This is a genomic window from Pseudonocardia sp. CA-107938 (genome assembly GCF_050936315.1).
Lineage (GTDB): Bacteria > Actinomycetota > Actinomycetes > Mycobacteriales > Pseudonocardiaceae > Pseudonocardia.
Map to the genome: position 1 here is coordinate 986,769 of NZ_JBNJNA010000001.1, position 19,169 is coordinate 1,005,937.

Genomic DNA, 19,169 nt, shown 5'->3' on the forward strand with positions numbered 1-19,169 from the left:
CCATGACGCTAGGAACCGGGGCCGGGGAAGCGGGTCAACCGATCAGTGGATGGGGGGTCCACAACTCGGTGCGGCCGCGATGTCGAACGGCGGACTGCCCGTTCGTGGAGTCGGTGAAGCACCCGAACCCAGGAGGTCATCATGTCGAAGTCCGTGCTCTCGATGTCCGTCTCGCTCGACGGCTACATCGCCACACCCGACGACTTCCTCGGCGGTGCCGACGACGAGCGCCTGCACCACTGGTTCGCCACCGCCGACTCGGGGCCGGCCAAGGAACTGGTCGACGCGGAGAACGCCTGCGGCGCCGTGCTGACGGGCCGGCGCACCGCCGAGCTGATGGACCACTGGGGCGGCGACCACGCCGGCAACCCGATCTTCGTGGTCAGCCACCGCCCGCCGGGCCCGGCGGCCCGCTACTTCTACCCGAAGGTCCACTACGTCACCGACGTCGTGACGGCGATGGAGCAGGCGAAGGCCGCCGCCGGAGACCGCACGGTGGAGGTGCGCGGCGCCTCCGTCGCGCAGAGCGCGCTCGCCGCCGGCGTGCTCGACGAGATCGTCGTGCACCAGATCCCGGTGCTGCTCGGCCGCGGGCGGCGGCTGTTCGAGGAGCTGCCGGCCGAGATCGAGCTGGAGATCCTGCAGGTGGTGGACACCCCGGAGGCCACCCACATCCGCTACGGGGTGAAGCGTTAGCTCTCGGCCAGCTCCGCGGCCTCCAGCCACTCCAGCTCGACGGCCTCCCGCTCCGCGACGACCTCCTTGAGCTGGGCGCCCAGCTCCAGGAGCTTGCCAGGGTCGGTGGCCGCGGCGGCGAGCTGCTCGTGCAGCCGCGCCTCTTTCGCCGTGAGCGTCTCCATGCGGCGTTCGAGGCGGGCGGCCTCCTTCCGGGCGGCTCGCTGCTCGGCGGCGTTGGTGGTGCGCTGCGGTGCGGCGGGCATGCTCGCCGCCGCCAGCCCGGCGGGCCCGGACTCCTGGCCCTCCCGGATCCGCAGGTACTCCTCGATGCCGCCGGGCAGGTGGGTGATCTTGCCGTCGCCCAGCAGCGCGACGACCGTGTCGCACACGCGCTCGGTGAGGTACCGGTCGTGGCTGACGACGACGAGCGTGCCCGGCCAGCCGTCGAGCAGGTCCTCCAGGCGGGAGAGCGTGTCGACGTCGAGGTCGTTGGTGGGCTCATCGAGGAGCAGCACGTTCGGCTCGGCCATCATCAGCCGCGTGAGCTGCAGGCGGCGGCGCTCGCCGCCGGACAGCTCGCCGACCGGCGTCCACTGCCGCGACGCCGGGAAGCCCAGCCGTTCCAGCACCGACGACGCCGTGAGCTCCAGCTTCCCGAAGCGCACGTACTTGGCGACCTGCTCGGTGGCCTCCAGCACGCGCAGGTCCCGCGGCAGGTCCACCAGCTCCTGCGACAGCTGCGCGAGCTGCACGGTGGTGCCCGTGATCAGGCGACCACCGTCGAGCTTCCGCTCCCCGGTCAGCGAGCGCAGCAGCGTCGTCTTGCCCGAGCCGTTGACGCCGACGACCCCGATCCGGTCGCCCGGCCCCAGCCGCCACGTGACGCGGTCGAGCAGCACCCGGTCACCGATCCGGACGGTGGCGTCCTCCAGCTCCAGCACGGTCTTCCCGAGCCGGTTGGTGGCGAAGCCGAGCAGCTCGACGGTGTTGCGCGGCGGTGGCACGTCCGCGATCAGGGCCTCGGCGGCCTCGATCCGGTACCGCGGCTTCGACGTGCGCGCGGGCGGGCCGCGGCGCAGCCAGGCCAGCTCCTTGCGGGCCAGGTTCTGCCGGCGCTGCTCGGCGGCGTCGGCCTGGCGGGCGCGCTCGGCACGGGCGAAGACCCAGTCGGCGTAACCGCCGAGGTAGCTCTCCACGCGGCCGCCGGCGACCTCCCAGGTGCGGGTGCAGACCGCGTCGAGGAACCACCGGTCGTGCGTCACCACGACGACGGCGCAGCGGCGGCCCAGCAGGTGCCGGGCCAGCCAGCCGATCCCCTCGACGTCGAGGTGGTTGGTGGGTTCGTCGAGCACCACCAGATCGGGGTCGCCGGCGAGCGCGGCGGCCAGCGACACCCGGCGCTTCTCGCCGCCGGAGAGGCCTTCCACGGGACGGGCCAGGTCGGCGATGCCGAGCCCGTCGAGCACGTCGCGGACCTTCGGGTCGGCCGCCCACTCGTGCGTCGCGGCACCTTGCCAGGCGGCCAGCACGACGTCGCCGACCGTGGCGCCGGCCGGCAGCGTGTCGCCCTGCGCGAGGTGGGTCATGTGCAGCCCGCCGAGCCGGCTCACCCGGCCACCGTCGGGCGCGCGGTCGCCGGTCAGCACGTCGAGGAGGGTGGTCTTGCCGCCGCCGTTCAGGCCGACGACGCCGATCCGGTCGCCGCGCTCCACACCCAGGGACACGGCGTCCAGCAGCACCCGCGAGGCGTCGCCGGGCACGTGCGCGGTGACGCTCTCGAGGTTGACCAGGTTCTGCCCGCGCGGCGGCATCAGGCACGCACCGGCGGCCAGCTCGTGGGCGGTGGCGACGGCGGTTCCTGCTGCTCGACGATCCGCGCGCCCGGCACCGGGCCGTGCGCCACGCGCACGGTGCGGCAGACGCCGGCGCCGGCCAGCTCGGCGGCGACGTCGACGGCCGCATCGGCGGAGGAGCAGAGGAACGCGCAGGTGGGGCCGGATCCGGACACCACGCCGGCCAGCGCTCCCGCGTCGACGCCGGCTCGCAGGGTGCGGCGCAGGTCGGGCATCATCGAGACGGCCGCAGCCTGCAGGTCGTTGCCCAGCGACAGCGCGAGCTGCCGAGGGTCGCCACCGGCGATGGCCTCCAGCACCGGCTCGACGGGCCGCTCGCTCGCCGCCGCGGAGCCGCGCAGCCGGTCCAGCTCCGCGTACACCGAGGGCGTGGACAGGCCGCCGCGGTGCAGCGCGACCACCCAGTGCTGGGTGTGCCGGGAGAGCACCGGGACGATCTGCTCGCCGCGGCCGGTGCCGAGTGCTGTGCCGCCGTACAGCGCGAACGTGACGTCGCTGCCCAGCTCGGCGGCCAGCTCGGCCAGCTCGTCGCGGGGAAGGTCCAGCTTCCACAGCGCGGACAGCGCCACCAGCGCACCCGCCGCGTCGGCGCTCCCGCCGGCCATCCCGCCCGCGACCGGGATGCCCTTGCGCAGGACCATCCGCACGTCCGGTTCGCGCCCGGCGCGCTCGGCGAGCACCTGCACCGCGCGCCACGCCAGGTTCGTCTCGTCGGCCGGCACCTCCGAGACGCCCTCGCCGTGCACCTCGATGCCGGGGGCGTCGCTCTCCGCGACGGTCACCTCGTCGAAGAGCGAGACGGCGTGGAACACCGTGACGAGGTCGTGGTAGCCGTCGTCGCGCACGGGGCCGACGGCGAGATGCAGGTTGATCTTCGCTGGGACCCGCACGGTGACCTGGAGAGGCACGGCGGAGAGCACCCACCAACCCTACGGCCTCACCCCGACGGCCCGTCGGTACGGCCCGGTGGCGACGGAGGTCAGGCGACCCCCGCGTCCACCTGCTGGGACGAGCGGCGGGCCAGCGCGGTGGGCAGCTGGAACGCCGCGGCCGCCGCGAAGCCGATCAGCAGCACAGCGGCCGGCAGCAGGACGGCGTGCGACATCGCCGTCGCGAACCCGGCGTGCAGCGCGACCGGCAGGTGCGCGACCCCGGTCTCGGCGCCCCCGCCCGAGACCCCGGGCAGGTTGGCCGCGAGCTGGGACGCGATCAGCACGGCGATGGCGGCGCTGCCCAGCACCGACCCGATCTGGCGCGTCGTGTTGTAGACGCCCGCGCCGGCCCCGGCGTACCGCGGCGGCAGGTTGCGGGTGGCGGTGGTGGCCAGCGGCGCCCACACGAACGCGCTGGCGACGCCGAGCAGGATCGTCGGCAGGACGACCTCCCAGATCGGCGTGTCCGGGCCCATGATCGCGGACAGCCAGAACAGCGACACGGGCATGGCGAGCATCCCCGAGCCCGCGATCCAGCGCGGGTGGACGCGGTCGATCAGCCGTCCGACCACCGGCGCGAGCAGCCCGGACACGATCGACATCGGCGCGGTGAGCAGCGCGGCTCCCGTCGGGGACAGGCCGAGCACGCCTTGCGCGAAGAACGTCAGGGGGAACGCCATCGCCGTGATCCCGAAGCCGACCGTGGTGATCGCGACGTTGGAGAGGCTGAAGTTGCGGTCGCGGAACAGGTCCAGCGAGATCAACGGCTCGGGGCTGCGGCGCTGCCAGAACAGGAACCCGCCCATCACGACCACGCCGGCGGCGATCATCGCCCAGATCGCGCCGTTCCACTGGAAGGCCTGGCCCTCCTGGATGCCGAAGACCAGCAGGAACATCCCGACGGCCGAGAGAGCGACACCGACCCAGTCGAAGCGGTGCACGTGGGTGGGCAGATCAGGCACCAGCCGCCACGCGGCCACCAGCCCGATCACGCCGACCGGCACGTTGACGAAGAAGATCCACTCCCAGCCGAACGCGTCGACGAGCAGGCCGCCGAGCAGGGGGCCGACCAGCGTGGCGACCCCGGCCGTCGCACCCCACAGGCTCATCGCGCCGCCCCGCGACTCGACCGGGAACGTCCGGTTGATCACGGCCATGGTCTGCGGCGTCATCAGCGACGCCCCGAGGCCCTGCACCACCCGCGCCGCGATCAGGCCGCCGATCGAGCCGGTGAGCCCGCACCACAGCGACGCGAGGGTGAAGATCGCCAGCCCGACCAGGTACACCCGGCGCGGGCCGTAGCGGTCACCCATCCGGCCGGTGATCAGCAGCGGGACGGCGTACGAGAGCAGGTACCCGCTCGTCACCCACACCACCGAGTCCACGTCGGCGTGCAGGTCGCCCATGATCGCCGGCGTCGCGATCGACACGATCGTCACGTCGACGAGGATCATGAAGAACCCGATGACCAGCGCCCACAGCGCGGGCCACGGGCTCCGCTCCGCGTCGCTCACCGATCCGTCGACCATGTCAACTCCTTGCTCTCCAACCGGTCCAGCAGGCGGTTCAGCCAGCCCAGCTCGGCCCGGGTCATGTCGATCTGGAAGTGCGCGTCCAGGATGTGCGCCTCGGCCACTCCGCACTCGTACGCCTCGGCGACGAGGACCTCGTCCGTGGCGAGCAGGGCCTCGAGCCGGGCGATCCGCTCGTGCAGCAGCCCGACGACCTCGTCGACGGGCAGGTTGTGCGCCTCCCCCAGCGCCACGGGTAGCCGCGGATACTCGTTGACGGGCTCGGCGAGCACACCCCGCACCCACCCCGTCATCGCCTCCCGGCCGGCCGGCGTGATCGCGTAGGTGGTGCGCTCGGGGCGCGCCCCCGCACGGTCCGTTCCGGTGGCGACCACCATTCCGGCGGCCGCCAGGCGGTCCATCGTGTGGTAGAGCGACCCCGGCTTGATCTTGACGATGCGGTCCTCGTGCCGCCGCAGCATCAGCCGGTACATCTCGTAGCAGTGCATCGGCTGCTCGCACAGCATCGCGAGCATGCTCGTCGCGAGGGGGGTCAGCACGGCTCGGGCTCCGATGTTCGGCGCGGGTTATTCCACGCGGAATATTACGCGTGGAAGTCGGCGTGAGCGCAAGGTGGCGCAGCCCACAGGTGGGCGGGGGCTTGTCGGTGATCAAGGGCAAACTGTCGTCAGTCGATCTTCGGGCGCGACCTTTTGCCCTTGATCACCGAACCGACCCAGCCGCCGGGGCCGGGCGAGGCGCGCTGATCATGGGTGAACCGTCGCCGTTCGATCGTCCGGAGCAACGGTTTGGCCATGATCAACGAGGCGCCCGAGCCGCCGCTATCCGCGCGAACGCCCCGATGTCCAGTTGCTCCGCGCGCTCGGTGGGGGGCACCCCGGCGGCGCGCAGGGCCTCCTCGGCGGCGGCCGGCGAGCCCGCCCACCCGGCCAGGGCGCCGCGCAGCGCCTTGCGTCGCTGCGCGAACGCGGCGTCGACGACGGCGAACACCTCGTCGCGGGACGGACCGGGCGGCGGCTCCCGCCGCTCGAACGCCAGCAGGCCCGAGTCGACGCCCGGCACCGGCCAGAACACCGCCCGCGGCACCGGCCCCGCCCGCCGCGCCGCCGCGAACCACGCCAGCTTCGCGCTCGGCGCCCCGTACGTGCGGCTGCCGGGCTCTGCGGCGAGCCGCTCCGCCACTTCCAGCTGCACCATCACGAGCCCGCGCCGCAGCCCCGGCAGCTCGGCCAGCAGGTGCAGCACGACCGGGACGGCCACGTTGTACGGCAGGTTCGCGACCAGCGCGGTCGGCGGCGGCCCGACGAGGTCGGCGGCGCGCACGCGCAGCGCGTCCGCGGGTGTGACGACGAGCCGGTCGGCCAGCTCCGGCGCCCGCTCGGCCACCGTGCGCGGCAGCCGCTCCGCGAGCACCGGGTCGATCTCGACGGCGTGCACCGCGGCCGCGGCGGGCAACAGCGCGAGCGTGAGCGACCCGAGCCCCGGCCCGACCTCCAGCACCACGTCGTCGTCGGCGAGCCCGGCCGCCCACACGATGCGCCGCACCGTGTTGGGGTCGTGCACGAAGTTCTGCCCGAGCTTCTTCGTCGGCCGCAGCCCCAGCTCGGCAGCCAGCCCGCGCACCTCGACGGGTCCCAGCAGCCGCGACGTCACGCGACAAGCCTGCCCGGCCGGGCGCAGCAACCCCGCACGGGGTCGTTCACGCACACCGTGGAGTGGCCACGCACACGTCCGAACGTATGCGCCGGCGCGCGAGCGTGTGCGTGAGCGACGGGCTACCGGGGCAGGCCCAGCTTCGCCGAGCAGGCCGGCCAGGCGCCGTAGCCGCCGCGGGCGTCGCGCACCTTCGTGGCGATGGCGATCTGCTCCTCGCGGGTGGCCTGGTGCGGCAGCGGCGCGTAGTCGGTGCCGCCGAAGGCCCGCCACGTGCCGGCGTCGAACTGGAGGCCGCCGTAGTAACCGTTGCCGGTGTTGATCGCCCAGTTGCCGGTGGCCTCACAGTGCGCGAGACGGTCCCACACGCTGCCGTCCTCGACGAACGGGGCCTTGAGCGAGTCGTTGGTGCCGAGCCGGACGACGCGCGGCGTGGGCAGGGTCAGTGCGCCGGCGCGGACCTGCTCGCGGCCGACCTCCTGCCCGTTCTGCACGTGGACGCGCATGATCGCCGTCCGTTCGCCGGGCTTGCCGGGGTCGACGACGACCTTCTTGCCGCGGGGCAGGGTGTCGTCCTCCCGCACCTCCTCCGGCGGCGCGATCTGCTGGATCTCCACGATCTCGCCGACGCCGTTGCGGACGACCTGGACGGACGTGCCCGGCGTGAGCGGGGTGTCGGGCCCCGGGATCGCGACGTCGTCGACGCCGAGGGTGATGCCGTGCTCGGCGAGGAGTCCCGCGACCGTGCCCGACTCGGTGGTGACCTGCACCGGCGCGCCGGTGCCGTCGGTGAGGGTGGCGGGCCGCGGCACGCGCAAGGTGATGGACAGCCCGTCCAGCGGGACGACGGTGTCGGGCGAGGTCGACATCTGGATCGGCTGCGCGTCGACGCCGAGGCCGGCGAGCGCCTCGCCGACGGTTCCGGCGGTGGTCCACACGTCCCGCGTGCCGCCGCCCTCCTGCAGCGTGAGGCGCCGGGCCTGGTGGACGATCACGTGGTCACCGGTGGCGATCTCGTTGGGCATGGCGGGCTCGACGCGGTCCTGCGGAGCCGGCCGCAGGCCCGCGGACGCCAGCGCGGCGGCCACGTCCTTCCCGTAGGTGTGCACGACGCGGTCGACGCCGTCGACGGTCACGGTGATCGTCTTGTCGGCCACCAGCGCGGCCGCGCTGCCGCCCGCGAGCGCCAGCACCACGGCGATCACGACGAGCTGCAGCCACCGTCGCGGCTTCTCGGCCTCGGCCTGCTCGGCGAGCCGCCGGGCGGCGCGACGACCGGTCGGGGCCGACTGCGGTACCGGGGCGGCCGGCTCCGGCGCCGGAACGATCGCCGGCGCGGGTTCCTCGACGACGGGCAGCGGCGCCGCGAACGGCGCGGTGGGCGGCGCGAGGTCGACGACGGCGATCGGGCCGGTCTCCGGCTCGTCGAGGATGGTCGGGATCTCGCCCGTCTCCGCCGAGGGGTCGACACCGGGCGGGTCGTGCACCGGCAGCCCGGTGGTGCGGTCCGCCGGGCCCACCGACGGCAGCGCGACGGTCCGCTCGGTGGGCGCGAAGAACTGCGCCCCGGGGACGTGCGCGTCGATCTCCGGCAGGCGCACGTCCCACGCCTGGTATACGCCGGTGCGGTCGGACGGGGCGAAGAGGTCACCGCCGGGCAGGACGGGCAGCGCGTTGGTCCGGTCGGGGTCGTCGGCGGGCACGACGGAGCCGGCCGGCACCGGTGCCGGCGCGAGCCTGATGCGCGCCTCATGTCGCCGGGCGCGCGCGGAGACGTCGACCACGCGTGTCCTGACCTCGTCGGATCCGGGGCGGGGAGGTGCGGTGGATCAGAGGGGGAGCGCTCCCCGCCCCGGCTGAGCGATCACGGAACCGTAACGGGTAGTGACGAGCGTGATCACGCAATGACACACCGCGGTCGCCGAACGGCCCACTGGCTGGGCCGAACGAGCACCGGATTCACTCCATGGTGACGGACAGCGCAGCCGAACCGAAGACGCGTTGGGCCGTTCGGCGGGTGGAGTCGGCCACCGCGTCGGCGGTCGTACCGCGCAGCGCGGCGAGCGCGCGCACCGTCCACGGCAGGCAGTACGGCTCGTTCGCCTTCCCGCGGTGCGGGTGCGGGGTGAGGAACGGGGCGTCGGTCTCGACGAGGAACTGCCCGTCCGGCACGAGCACCGCGGCCTCCTGCAGCGCATGGGAGTTCTTGAACGTGACGGGTCCGGCGAACGACAGCACGTACCCGGCGTCGACGCAGGTCCGCGCCATGGCGGCGTCGCCGGAGAAGCAGTGGAAGACCACCGTCTCCGGCGCGCCCTCCTCGTCGAGGATGCGCAGGACGTCGTCGTGGGCGTCCCGGTCGTGGATCATCAGCGGCTTGCCCAGCCGCTTCGCCAGCTCGATGTGCCGGCGGAACGACGCCTGCTGGTCGGCGGGCGGGGAGTAGTCCCAGTAGTAGTCGAGCCCGGTCTCGCCGACGGCGACGACGCGCGGATCCGCGGCCAGGGCGGCGATCTCGGCGTGCTCGGCGTCGCCGATGCCGGCGGTGCGCGTGGGGTGCAGGGCGACGGCGGCGACCACGCGCTCGTCCCAGTGCGCGGCCTGGACGACCCAGCGGGCGGACGCCAGGTCGTCGGCGACCGTGACCGCGCCGATGATCCCGACCTTCGCCGCGCGGTCCATCGCCGCCCGCACGCCCTCGGCGTCGGTGGCACCGGTGGCGTCCAGGTGGGTGTGCGCGTCGACGGTCGGGGTGTCGAGCGGCTCAGGAGGAGGTGGCGGTTCGCCCCGCCCGTACGCGGTCACGCGGGGGCTCGGCGATCAAGGGCAAAAGGTCGCTGAACAAGATCGATGAACGACATTTTGCCCTTGATCACCGACACAACCTGCCGCCTCACTTCTGGATCGGGGCCCACTCCGGGCCCGTCTCCCCCAGCTCCGGGGCCAGCTTCGCGATGATCGGCGTGGGCTTCTGCAGCGGCCGGCCCACCTCGATGGGCGTGGACTCCCAGCGCGCGGCCTCCGCGGCGTAGTCGCCGGTCAGCACCGGGTACGCGGGGCCGTCGCCCAGGTCGTCGACCTCGCGGATCTCCGGCTGCGCCGCCCACACCCCGCTGCCGCCCAGCGCCTCGTGCACCTGCTGCGCCGCGTGCGGCAGGAACGGGGTGAGCAGCGTGTTCGCGTCCTGCACGACCTGCAGCGCGGTGTGCAGGATCGAGTCACGGCGGTCGGGGTCGTCCTTCCGCTTCCACGGCTCCTGGTCGGACAGGTAGCGGTTCGCGGCGGTCACCACCCGCATGGCCTCGGTGGCGGCCTGCTTGAACTTGCTGTGCCCGAGCAGCTCGCCGACGGTCGCGAACGCGGCGCGCGAGGTCTCCAGCAGGACGGCGTCGGCGTCCGCCGGAGCGACGGGCTTCGGGATCGCGCCGACGTTCTTGTGGGCCATGGAGATCGAGCGGTTGACGAGGTTGCCCCACTCGTTGGCCAGCTCGAAGTTCGTGCGGCGCACGAACTCCTCCCACGTGAAGTCGGTGTCCTGGTTCTCCGGGCCGGCGACGGAGATGAAGTAGCGCAGCGCGTCGGGGCCGAACTCGCGCAGGAAGTCGCCCACGTAGATGACGGTGCCGCGGCTGGTGGAGAACTTGGACCCGCTCATCGTCAGGTACTCCGACGAGACGATCTCGTTCGGCAGGTTCAGGGTGCCGAAGGCGCCCGGTTCGCCGCCGCGGTCGCCCGCGCCGTTCTGCCCGAGCAGCAGCGCCGGCCAGATCACGGAGTGGAAGACGATGTTGTCCTTGCCCATGAAGTAGAAGCCCTGGGCGGCCGGGTCGCACCACCACTGCTTCCACGCGTCCGGGTCCGGCCCGCGGCGCGCCCACTCCACGGACGCCGACAGGTAGCCGATCACGGCGTCGAACCACACGTACAGGCGCTTCATCGGCTGGTCGCGCCAGCCGTCGAGCGGGATCGGCACGCCCCAGTCGAGGTCGCGGGTGATCGCGCGCGGCTTCAGGTCGTTCACCAGGTTGGTGGCGAACTTGAGCACGTTCGGCCGCCAGTCGGTGCGCGTCTGCAGCCACGAGCCCAGCGACTCGGCGAACGCCGGCAGGTCGAGGAAGAAGTGCTCGGTCTCGACGAACTGCGGCGTCTCGCCGTTGATCCGGGACTTCGGGTTGATCAGGTCGGCCGGGTCGAGCTGGTTGCCGCAGTTGTCGCACTGGTCGCCGCGCGCGTGCGCGTACCCGCAGATCGGACAGGTGCCCTCGATGTAGCGGTCGGGCAGCGTGCGGCCGGTGGACGGGCTGATCGCGCCCATCTGCGTGCGCGGCACGACGTACCCGTTCTTGTGCAGCGCGAGGAACATCTGCTGGGTGACCTCGTAGTGGTTCGAGGTCGTGGTGCGGGTGAACAGGTCGTAGTTCAGCCCGAGGCCCTGCAGGTCCTCGACGATCACGCGGTTGTACTTGTCGGCGAGCTGCCGCGCGGTGAGCCCCTCCGCCTCGGCCTGCACCTGGATCGGGGTGCCGTGCTCGTCGGTGCCGCTGACCATCAGGACCTGGTCGCCGATCATCCGCCGGTACCGGGAGAAGACGTCGGAGGGCACACCGAAACCGGAGACGTGGCCGATGTGCCGCGGTCCGTTGGCGTAGGGCCACGCCACGGCGGTCAGCACGCGGGAACTCATGGTGACCAGCCTAGAGACAGCCTGCAACGGAGTAGACGGGCAGGTCGATGGCCGTCGCGGCGTCGTGGATCGGCCCCGTCATCTTCTCGACGAGCCGCTCGCGCCCGGGCAGCTTCGGCAGCAGCCGCATGACGACCATGCCCAGCCGGACCTGCAGCTTCGACGTCGGCACCATGCGCTTGATGCCGTCGCTCCCCAGCTTCTGGTTGACCTCCACGAACGCGCGCATGCGCTGCTCGTAGGCCGCGAACGCGGCCGCGTGGTCCCCTCCGGCGGCGGCCAGCTCCCCGGCCAGCACGTACGCGCCGACGAGCGCGAGGCTCGTGCCCTGCCCGGAGGCGAGGCTCGGGCAGTACGCGGCGTCGCCGACCAGCGCCACCCGCCCGCGCGACCACGACTCCATGCGCACCTGGCTGACGGAGTCGGCGTAGAAGTCGGGTGCGGCGTCGGCGCCGGCGAGCAGCCGGTCGGTCTCCCAACCGGCGCCGGTGAACGTCTCGGTGAGGAACGCGCGGCGGTCCGCGGGCAGGCCGTCCGGAGCGGGGAACAGGAACATCGCGGCCGCGTCGGTGCTGCCGGCCTCGCTGTACGCGCTCACGGTGCGTCCGACCGTCGAGTACAGCAGTTCCTCCCGGTCGAGGCCGAGGTGGTTGGGCACGCGGTAGATCGCGACGCCGTGCCCGAGGTCGTGCAGGTACTGCTCCTCCGCCCCGAACGCGAGCGCGCGGACCCGGGAGTGCAGCCCGTCGGCGCCGACGGCGAGGTCGAACGTGCGCGCCGGGGCGTGCTCGAAGGTGACCTCGACGCCGGCGTCGGTCTCGACCAGCGCGGTGATCGCGTCGCCGAGCAGGTACTCGACGTCGCCGGTCGCGTCGACGAGGATCTGCGCCAGCTTGCCGCGCATGATCTCGACGTCCTCCGCGCCGCGCCCCATGAACAGGTCGGACGGGAGCTCGGCGACCCGACGACCGGTGGCGTCGACGAACGACATCGTCCGCATGCCGGCCTCGTTCTCGCGGACCGTCTCGAGGATGCCCATCCGCTCGGCGACCTCGACCGCGGCACCGCGCAGGTCGATCTTGTAGCCGCCGGTGCGCGGGGCTGCGGCCCGCTCGACGACGGTCGGGGTGAAGCCGTGGCGGCGCAGCCAGTAGGCGAGCGCGGGGCCCGCGATGCCGGCGCCGGAGATGAGGACGGTGGTGGTCATCGGAAGCTCCTCGGGTCAGTACTGCGTATGCCTTACGCTTTGTTGCGTAAGTTATACGCAGTACGTAGGGTCGGCGTCAACACCCACCGAGGAGGAAGCGATGGCAGTGCAGAACTCCGGGGTCCTGCCGCAGAGCGTCGAGATCGCGTGGGGGCTGCGCGACCGGCCCACGAAGGGTCCGAAACCCGGCCTCTCCGTCGACCGGATCGTCGAGGCGGCCGTCCGGATCGCCGCTGCGGAAGGCCTCGCCGCGGTGTCGATGGGCCGTGTCGCGAAGGAGCTCGGCGTCGGCACGATGTCGCTCTACCGCCACGTCGGCGCCAAGGACGAGCTGCTCGTCCTGATGATGGAGGCGGCCTACGACGCGCAGCCGCCCGCGCCAGTGCCCGAGGAGGACTGGCGGGCCGGGCTCACCCGGTGGGCCGAGCAGCTGTTCGAGGTCTCGACGGCGAACGCGTGGGCCCTGCGGATGCCGATCGCCGGACCACCGGCGACCCCGAACCAGCTCGCGTGGATGGAGGCCGCGCTCGCGGTGCTGGCGGGCACCGGGCTGTCACCCGGGCGGCAGGTCGAGGTGGTGATGCTGCTCGCGGGGTTCGTCCGCACCGAGGCGACGACGACGAGCGACATCGCGGCAGCGCAGGCCGCGGCCGGCAGCTCCGACGAGGAGGCGATGGCCGCCTACGGGCAGCTGATGGCGAAGCTGGTCACGCCCCAACGCTTCCCGCACGTCGCGGCCGTGTTCGCCGCCGGGGTGGCCGAGGAGGAGGACAGCCCGCAGCAGCGGTTCGACTTCGGGCTGACCGTCCTGCTCGACGGGATCGCAGCGTTGATCAGTCGCTGTCCAGGAACGTCGTGATCGCGTCGACCACGCGGTCCGTCCGCGCGTACCCGAAGAAGTGCGTGGTGCCGGGGAACACCGCCAGCTGCGACGCGGGCACCCCGACGAAGTCGCCGTTGACGTCGCCGCCACGCAGCTGCAGGAACCGGACGGCGTGCTCCAGCTTCACCGCGTCGCAGTCGCCGACGGTCATCAGGGTGGGCGCGGCGATCCCGCGGATGTCGTCATCCGTCCAGTCGGGGCCCTTGACGTAGCCGCTGAGCTTGTTCAGCAGGGTCTGCAGGTGCTCCTTGTCGGGGTGCGGCGACTTCGCCAGGTACGCCTGCTCCATCGGCGTGCCGGCGATCATGTCGACCGACATCTCGCCGGCCGCCTCGAACTCGCCCCGCTCCCCCTCCGAGCGGAAGGAGACCGACGAGATCACGGCCCGCCGGACCAGCTCCGGGTGCTTGATCGTCAGGTACAGCGCCACAGCACCCCCGACGCTGTACCCGCACACGTCGACCTGCGCCACGCCCAGGTGCGCCAGCAGGCCGACGACGTCGGACGCGAGCGCCTCCGTGCCGAGCGGCCGGTCGATGTCGTTCGTCCGGCCGTGGCCCTGGAAGTCCGCGGCGATCACCTGCCGACCTTTCGCCAGCTCGGGGATCAGCGCGCCGAACTGCTGGTCGATGTCGAACAGCCCGCCGTGCAGAAGCAGCAGCGGCGTGCCGCCCTCTCCGTGCACCTCGTAGTACATCCGCAGGCCGTTGACGTCGGCGTACCCGCTGGTGCCCATGACTGCTCTCCTCGATTCCCTCGTCAGTGGTTCGGTCAGCAGATAGACCGAGCCACACCGACGATCTCATCGGCGAAGTGCGAACTTCGTCCGTTCATCAGATCCGGGAGCTTCCACCGCCTCAGCAGGCTCCTGAACCCCCACCACGTTCATCTCACCCGTGTCGATCATGAAACAGGCGCCGATGCGCCGAACCGGAGCTCCTCACTACTCCAAAGCCGCTTGAAACGGGGCCACCCACTCAGCCGGAGCTCTAAGCTGACCTTCCGCCGCCGAGGAGGTCCTCCATGCCCGTGATGCTGCCGGCCGACTCGATGTTCCTCATCGGCGAGTCGCGGGAGCATCCGATGCACGTGGGCGGGCTGCAGCTGTTCAAGAAACCGGCGGACGCCGGCCCGGACTACGTGGGTGAGCTGTTCCGCGAACTGCTCACCCACACCGACGTGCGGAAGCTCCTGCGCCGCCGCCCCGCCGACCCCGTCAGCAGCCTCGGGCAGCTGTGGTGGACCGACGACCGCGACATCGACCTGGAGTACCACGTCCGGCTGTCGGCGCTGCCGCAGCCGGGCAAGGTCCGGCAGCTGCTGGAGCTGGTGTCGCGGCTGCACGGCACGCTGCTGGACCGGCACCGCGCATTGTGGGAGTTCACGCTCATCGACGGGCTGGAGGGCGACCGGTTCGCCACCTACACGAAGGTGCACCACTCCGTCGTCGACGGCGTGGCCGCGATGGCGCTGCTGGACGGCACGATGTCGACCGATCCCGACGTGCGCGGCATCCCGCCGGTGTGGGCGAAGCGGCCCGGCGGCCGCCCGTCCACCGGCGGGGTCTCGCAGGGCATCACCGAGCTGCTGACGACCGCGGCGAAGGCGGTCCCGGCGGCGGTGCGCGACGTCGCCGGCGTGGCCGGGGCGGCGACCCGCCTGGCCGGGAAGGCGGTGCGCCGCGACTCGGCAGGGCTGCCGTTCCAGGCGCCGGCCACGATGCTGAACGTGCCGATCACCGGCGGGCGCCGGTTCGCCGCCGACTCGTGGCCGATCGAGCGGCTGCGCGCGGTCGGCCAGGCCGTGGGGGCCACGCTCAACGACGTCGTGCTCGCGATGTGCTCCGGCGCCCTGCGCCGCTACCTGGCCGAGCACCAGCAGCTGCCGGACCGCTCGCTGGTGGCCGCGGTGCCGGTGTCCGTGCGCGCCGAGGGCGCGGGCGCGGCCGGCGGCAACTCCATCGGCATGGTGCTGTGCCCGCTGGCCTCCGACCTGGCCGATCCCGTCGCCCGGCTGGTGTCGATCAACCGGACGATGACGGAGACCAAGCAGGAGCTGTCCGGGCTCTCCCCCGTGCAGGTGCAGATGCTGGCCGCCACGCAGGCGCTGGTGCCGATGCTGATCAACGTGCTGCCGGGGTCCAGCCACGTCGTCGCGCCGACGTTCAACCTGTTCATCTCGAACGTCCCCGGCCCGCGCCGGACGCTCTACTGGAACGGTGCCGAGCTGGTCGGCAGCTACCCCGTCTCGATCCCGTTCGAGAACCAGGCGCTCAACATCACCGTCACCAGCTACGCGGGCTCCATGGACTTCGGCCTGACCGGGTGCCGGCGCAGCGTGCCGCACCTGCAGCGGCTGCTCGGCTACCTGGAGGAGAGCCTCGCCGAGCTGGAGAAGGAAGTGCTCGTCGACTAGACGCGTCTGGCCTTGCGCGCCCGTTCCCCCACGATCGTGAGCGCGCCGCCCACGACGGCGAGGACGATGCTCGCCGGGAGCTCGAGCCCGTGCAGGAACGGCAGGTGGTTCACCAGGAACCAGCTCGGCTTTCCCCCCACGATGTTGTTGATCGCGCCGCCCACACCCTGCACGACCATGACGATCCCCAGTATCTCCAGCATCCCCGCGTCCCTTCGTTCTGCGTGTCGGGACGAGCGTGCCGGGGGTCGGGTGGCCACCGCGTCGGGCGATGGACCGATCTCCACCACCCGTGCGTACGACCTTCGATCGACGCGGCAACGCCGCCGACGTGCTGAGATGGGCTCGTGAGCGGAGGGGTGACCGGGCGGCGGTGGCTCGACGACCTGCTGCGCGCCGCGGCCTTCCTGGTACTGGGCCTGGTGCTCTGGCTGGTGGTCCCGGAGATCTCGATCAGCTGGTGGCCGCACCCGGTCGACGTCGGGCCGACCGCCACGGCGCTGACCATCACCGTCGCGAGCCTCGCTCTCGTGCTGCGCTCGCGGCACCCGCTGGTGAGCCTGTCCGTCACGACCGGCGTGCTGCTCGTCGGGGTGGTCGGCACCGGCCACACCGCCCTCGGGGTGGTGCTGTGCTTCGCCGACGCCCTGTACTCAGCGGTGCTGCTGGGATCCCGCCGCGCCGCGTGGACGGTGTCCGGGCTGGCCGCCGCGGTCACGCTGCTCGTCGCGCTCGTCAGCCTCGCCGACGAGGGCGGACGTGCCGCGGTGGTCTCGCTGCTCAACCTGGGGATGTTGCTGGCGGTCCCGGTGTTCTGGGGGATGGAGGTGCGCTGGCACGCCGAGATCGCCGACGCCGAGCGTGCCCGCGCCGAGCAGGCGAACCGGCTCGCCGCCATGTCCCGCGCCGCCGCCGTCGCCGCTGAACGCGCGCGCATGGCGCGCGACCTGCATGACGTCATCGCCGGCCAGCTGTCGGCCATCGCGATCCAGTCCGAGGCGGTGCTGTCGATCCCGGACGCCGACCCGGCGACCCTGCGGACGGTGCTCGCGTCGGTGCGCCGCGACAGCGTCGCCTCGCTCGGGGAGATGCGCACGATGATCGGGCTCCTGCGGGCGGACGGCTCCGGCGACACCGATCCGCGCACCGCCCCGGCCGGGCTCGACCGCGTCGACGAGCTGCTGGCCACGGCCCGGGCCACCGGGCTGGACGTCACGGTCTCGGACCGCCGCGACCCTGCCGATCTCGTTCCCGCGGCGACCGACCTCGCCGCCTACCGCATCGTCCAGGAGGCGCTGACCAACGCGGCCAAGCACGCGCCCGGCAGCGCGGTGACGCTGACGCTCGCGCAGGACGACGGCCGGCTGACCGTCGAGGTCACGAACCCGCTGGTGGCGGGCGCCCCGCCGGGCGGCGGCACCGGCACGGGCCTGCTCGGTCTGCAGGAGCGGGCGGGCGCCGTCGGCGGCAGCATCACGGCAGGGGCGGACGGCGACCGCTGGCGGTTGCGAGCCGTGCTGCCCGTCCCGGCGCCGGTCGGGAGCACGTCGTGACGATCCGCGTGCTCGTCGCCGACGACCAGGCCGCGATCCGCGCCGGCCTGGCGATGATCCTCGACTCGGCGCCGGACGTCGAGGTCGTCGCCCAGGCCGGTGACGGCCTCGCGGCCGTCGCGCTGGCCGCACAGCACCGCCCCGACGTCGTCCTGATGGACATCCGCATGCCCGGCATCGACGGTATCGAGGCGACCCGGCGGGTGGTGGCCGCCGGCGACTGCGACGTCCTGGTGCTCACCACCTTCGACCTCGACGACTACGTCGACGCCGCGCTGGCGGCGGGCGCCGCGGGGTTCCTGCTGAAGTCGGTCGAGGCGCCGGCGCTGCTCGACGCCGTGCGGGCGGTGGCCCGTGGCGACGGCGTCCTGGCCCCGGAGATCACCCGGCGGGTGATCGCGCGGCTCGGCCGGCCCGCGCGCCGCGTCGAGCGGCCCACCGGCCTGGACGAGCTCACCCCCCGCGAGCTGGACGTGCTCGGCTGCCTCGGCCGCGGACTGTCCAACGCGGAGATCGCCGCCGAGCTGGTGATCACCGAGGCCACCACGAAGACGCACGTGTCGCGGGTGCTGACGAAGCTCGGCCTGCGCTCCCGGGTGCAGGCGGCGATCGCCGCGCAGGATGCGGGACTCGTCCCGGACCGATGAGTGCGGCCGGTCGACCGGGTCTCCACGGCATGACCCACGCAACCGTGAACGGCCTCGACGTCCACTACTCCGAGCATGGTGCCGGCGACCCGCTCGTGCTCCTGCACGGCGGGCTGCTCACCACCGACCTGACGTTCGGCCCGGTCGTCGGCGAGCTCGCGAAGGACCGCCGGGTGATCGGCGTCGAACTGCAGGGGCACGGGCACACGCCCGACGTCGACCGCGAGTTCACCCTTGCCGACCTCGCGTCCGACGTCGTCGGTGTGCTCGACCACCTCGGGCTCGACCGTGCCGACGTGTTCGGGTTCAGCCTCGGCGGGCTCGTCACGATGGAGCTGCTCACCGGGCACCCGGATCGGGTGCGGCGCGCGGTGGTGGCGTCCGCGCACTACCGCGAGGGCGGCTACCGCCCCGAGATCTTCGACCCCGCGCAGGACTCTCCGCTGCTGCCGACACCCGCGGACTTCGCGGCGATGGTGGCCGCCCACGCCGAGGTGTCGCCCACCCCAGACCGCTTCGCCGAGACCGCCCGCAAGACCCAGCAGGCACTCAACCCGCTGCCCGGCTGGACCGACGACCAGCTGCTCGCCATCACCTCGCCCACGCTGATCGTGCTCGGCGACAGCGACTTCGTCCGGCTGCAGCACGCCGTCGACATGCACGAGCTGATCCCCGGATCGCAGCTGGCCGTCCTCCCCGACCACATGCACCAGCAGGTGCCGAACTCGCCGCTGATCACCCTGATCGTCGCGCGGTTCATCGCCTAAGGAACGGCCGCGATCACGTCGTCCAGCAACGCGCGGGACGCCTCCAGGGCCGCGATCGAGGTGTCGATGCGGGCGCGTTCCCGGCGGAGCACGGCGACCATGTCCGGGCAGATCGGCACCACCGGGTCCGTGCCGGCCACGCACGGCAGCACCTGGGCGATCGTCGCGGTGGACAGGCCGGCCGCGAGGAGGACCCGTACGCGGGCGACGGTGTCGACGTCGCTCTCGGCGTAGACCCGGTAGCCGCTGGGCAGCCGCTCGGGCTGCAGCAGGCCCTGCTCCTCGTAGTAGCGCAGGAGCCGCACGCTGACCCCGGTGCGGGCCGCGAGTTCCCCGATGCGCAGGCTTGACCCTCTCATCGGTGT

18 protein-coding genes are annotated in these 19,169 nt (G+C 72.8%); 6 read left to right on the forward strand and 12 right to left on the reverse strand.

The genetic code is table 11. The features are described 5' to 3' along the window. The first annotated feature begins 141 nt into the window (after nt 1–141). The gene (locus ACQEVB_RS04835) at nt 142–696 is read left to right on the forward strand and encodes a dihydrofolate reductase family protein (RefSeq protein WP_432965571.1); all 555 of its coding nucleotides are present in this window, start codon (nt 142–144) and stop codon (nt 694–696) included. Here the strand turns inward: ACQEVB_RS04835 and ACQEVB_RS04840 are convergent. The 9 genes from ACQEVB_RS04840 to ACQEVB_RS04880 form a co-directional block, all read right to left on the reverse strand. After that, nucleotides 693–2,489, reverse strand: a complete 1,797-nt coding sequence (locus ACQEVB_RS04840) for an ABC-F family ATP-binding cassette domain-containing protein (RefSeq protein ID WP_432965574.1) — start codon at nt 2,487–2,489, stop codon at nt 693–695. The genes ACQEVB_RS04835 and ACQEVB_RS04840 overlap by 4 nt on opposite strands. Beyond that, nucleotides 2,489–3,451 (reverse strand): 4-(cytidine 5'-diphospho)-2-C-methyl-D-erythritol kinase, encoded by a 963-nt coding sequence (locus ACQEVB_RS04845; protein ID WP_432965577.1) that lies wholly within the window; start codon nt 3,449–3,451, stop codon nt 2,489–2,491. The genes ACQEVB_RS04840 and ACQEVB_RS04845 overlap by 1 nt, the downstream gene beginning before the upstream one ends. Before the next feature lie 59 nt (nt 3,452–3,510). Then, entirely contained in the window at nt 3,511–4,992 is a 1,482-nt protein-coding gene (locus tag ACQEVB_RS04850) for a DHA2 family efflux MFS transporter permease subunit (RefSeq protein WP_432965580.1), read from the reverse strand. After that, nucleotides 4,974–5,534: a PadR family transcriptional regulator gene (locus tag ACQEVB_RS04855; RefSeq protein ID WP_432965583.1), complete on the reverse strand. Its 561-nt coding sequence runs from the start codon at nt 5,532–5,534 to the stop codon at nt 4,974–4,976. The genes ACQEVB_RS04850 and ACQEVB_RS04855 overlap by 19 nt, the downstream gene beginning before the upstream one ends. A gap of 259 nt (nt 5,535–5,793) precedes the next feature. Then, nucleotides 5,794–6,648, reverse strand: coding sequence for a 16S rRNA (adenine(1518)-N(6)/adenine(1519)-N(6))-dimethyltransferase RsmA (rsmA, locus tag ACQEVB_RS04860; protein WP_432965586.1), 855 nt, complete (start codon nt 6,646–6,648; stop codon nt 5,794–5,796). A gap of 122 nt (nt 6,649–6,770) precedes the next feature. Next, nucleotides 6,771–8,432 (reverse strand): transglycosylase family protein, encoded by a 1,662-nt coding sequence (locus ACQEVB_RS04865; RefSeq protein WP_432965589.1) that lies wholly within the window; start codon nt 8,430–8,432, stop codon nt 6,771–6,773. A gap of 175 nt (nt 8,433–8,607) precedes the next feature. Beyond that, nucleotides 8,608–9,453, reverse strand: a complete 846-nt coding sequence (locus tag ACQEVB_RS04870; RefSeq protein WP_432965592.1) for a TatD family hydrolase — start codon at nt 9,451–9,453, stop codon at nt 8,608–8,610. 88 nt (nt 9,454–9,541) lie between these two features. Then, nucleotides 9,542–11,332, reverse strand: coding sequence for a methionine--tRNA ligase (gene metG, locus ACQEVB_RS04875; RefSeq protein ID WP_432965595.1), 1,791 nt, complete (start codon nt 11,330–11,332; stop codon nt 9,542–9,544). 10 nt (nt 11,333–11,342) lie between these two features. Continuing rightward, a complete protein-coding gene (locus ACQEVB_RS04880) occupies nt 11,343–12,539 on the reverse strand; it encodes an FAD-dependent monooxygenase (protein ID WP_432965598.1) in 1,197 nt (398 codons plus the stop codon). A gap of 100 nt (nt 12,540–12,639) precedes the next feature. On the opposite strand from ACQEVB_RS04880, the gene ACQEVB_RS04885 reads away from it, so the two are divergent. Continuing rightward, complete coding sequence (locus ACQEVB_RS04885) at nt 12,640–13,398, forward strand: TetR/AcrR family transcriptional regulator (RefSeq protein ID WP_432965601.1); 759 nt, start codon at nt 12,640–12,642, stop codon at nt 13,396–13,398. Here ACQEVB_RS04885 and ACQEVB_RS04890 read toward each other — a convergent pair. Continuing rightward, nucleotides 13,373–14,158, reverse strand: a complete 786-nt coding sequence (locus ACQEVB_RS04890; protein WP_432965604.1) for an alpha/beta fold hydrolase — start codon at nt 14,156–14,158, stop codon at nt 13,373–13,375. The genes ACQEVB_RS04885 and ACQEVB_RS04890 overlap by 26 nt on opposite strands. 287 nt (nt 14,159–14,445) lie before the next feature. Between ACQEVB_RS04890 and ACQEVB_RS04895 the strand changes: the two genes are divergently transcribed. Beyond that, the gene (locus ACQEVB_RS04895; protein WP_432965606.1) at nt 14,446–15,837 is read left to right on the forward strand and encodes a WS/DGAT/MGAT family O-acyltransferase; all 1,392 of its coding nucleotides are present in this window, start codon (nt 14,446–14,448) and stop codon (nt 15,835–15,837) included. Here the strand turns inward: ACQEVB_RS04895 and ACQEVB_RS04900 are convergent. Next, nucleotides 15,834–16,040: a hypothetical protein gene (locus ACQEVB_RS04900; protein ID WP_432965609.1), complete on the reverse strand. Its 207-nt coding sequence runs from the start codon at nt 16,038–16,040 to the stop codon at nt 15,834–15,836. The two genes, ACQEVB_RS04895 and ACQEVB_RS04900, sit on opposite strands and share 4 nt — an antisense overlap. A gap of 144 nt (nt 16,041–16,184) precedes the next feature. Here ACQEVB_RS04900 and ACQEVB_RS04905 point away from each other — a divergent pair, with 144 nt between their 5' ends. From ACQEVB_RS04905 to ACQEVB_RS04915, 3 genes are read left to right on the forward strand one after another with little or no spacing between them, the layout of a single operon-like run. After that, nucleotides 16,185–17,390, forward strand: a complete 1,206-nt coding sequence (locus ACQEVB_RS04905; protein ID WP_432965612.1) for a sensor histidine kinase — start codon at nt 16,185–16,187, stop codon at nt 17,388–17,390. Further along, the gene (locus ACQEVB_RS04910; protein ID WP_432965615.1) at nt 17,387–18,037 is read left to right on the forward strand and encodes a response regulator; all 651 of its coding nucleotides are present in this window, start codon (nt 17,387–17,389) and stop codon (nt 18,035–18,037) included. The genes ACQEVB_RS04905 and ACQEVB_RS04910 overlap by 4 nt, the downstream gene beginning before the upstream one ends. Before the next feature lie 29 nt (nt 18,038–18,066). After that, nucleotides 18,067–18,804 carry an alpha/beta fold hydrolase gene (locus ACQEVB_RS04915; RefSeq protein WP_432965618.1) on the forward strand — a complete coding sequence of 246 codons (738 nt, stop codon included), beginning with the start codon at nt 18,067–18,069 and terminating at the stop codon, nt 18,802–18,804. Here ACQEVB_RS04915 and ACQEVB_RS04920 read toward each other — a convergent pair. Then, the gene (locus tag ACQEVB_RS04920) at nt 18,801–19,148 is read right to left on the reverse strand and encodes a MerR family transcriptional regulator (RefSeq protein WP_432980146.1); all 348 of its coding nucleotides are present in this window, start codon (nt 19,146–19,148) and stop codon (nt 18,801–18,803) included. The two genes, ACQEVB_RS04915 and ACQEVB_RS04920, sit on opposite strands and share 4 nt — an antisense overlap. Between the last annotated feature and the right edge of the window lie 21 nt (nt 19,149–19,169).

Excerpts from the sequence above, each read along its gene's own strand:
- ACQEVB_RS04890 (WP_432965604.1), bottom strand. The coding sequence starts at position 14,158 with ATGGGCACCAGCGGGTACGCCGACGTCAACGGCCTGCGGATGTACTAC.
- ACQEVB_RS04895 (WP_432965606.1), top strand. The coding sequence starts at position 14,446 with ATGCCCGTGATGCTGCCGGCCGACTCGATGTTCCTCATCGGCGAGTCG.
- ACQEVB_RS04835 (WP_432965571.1), top strand. The coding sequence starts at position 142 with ATGTCGAAGTCCGTGCTCTCGATGTCCGTCTCGCTCGACGGCTACATC.
- ACQEVB_RS04880 (WP_432965598.1), bottom strand. The coding sequence starts at position 12,539 with ATGACCACCACCGTCCTCATCTCCGGCGCCGGCATCGCGGGCCCCGCG.
- ACQEVB_RS04915 (WP_432965618.1), top strand. The coding sequence starts at position 18,067 with ATGACCCACGCAACCGTGAACGGCCTCGACGTCCACTACTCCGAGCAT.
- ACQEVB_RS04885 (WP_432965601.1), top strand. The coding sequence starts at position 12,640 with ATGGCAGTGCAGAACTCCGGGGTCCTGCCGCAGAGCGTCGAGATCGCG.
- metG (WP_432965595.1), bottom strand. The coding sequence starts at position 11,332 with ATGAGTTCCCGCGTGCTGACCGCCGTGGCGTGGCCCTACGCCAACGGA.
- ACQEVB_RS04840 (WP_432965574.1), bottom strand. The coding sequence starts at position 2,489 with ATGCCGCCGCGCGGGCAGAACCTGGTCAACCTCGAGAGCGTCACCGCG.
- ACQEVB_RS04900 (WP_432965609.1), bottom strand. The coding sequence starts at position 16,040 with ATGCTGGAGATACTGGGGATCGTCATGGTCGTGCAGGGTGTGGGCGGC.
- ACQEVB_RS04850 (WP_432965580.1), bottom strand. The coding sequence starts at position 4,992 with ATGGTCGACGGATCGGTGAGCGACGCGGAGCGGAGCCCGTGGCCCGCG.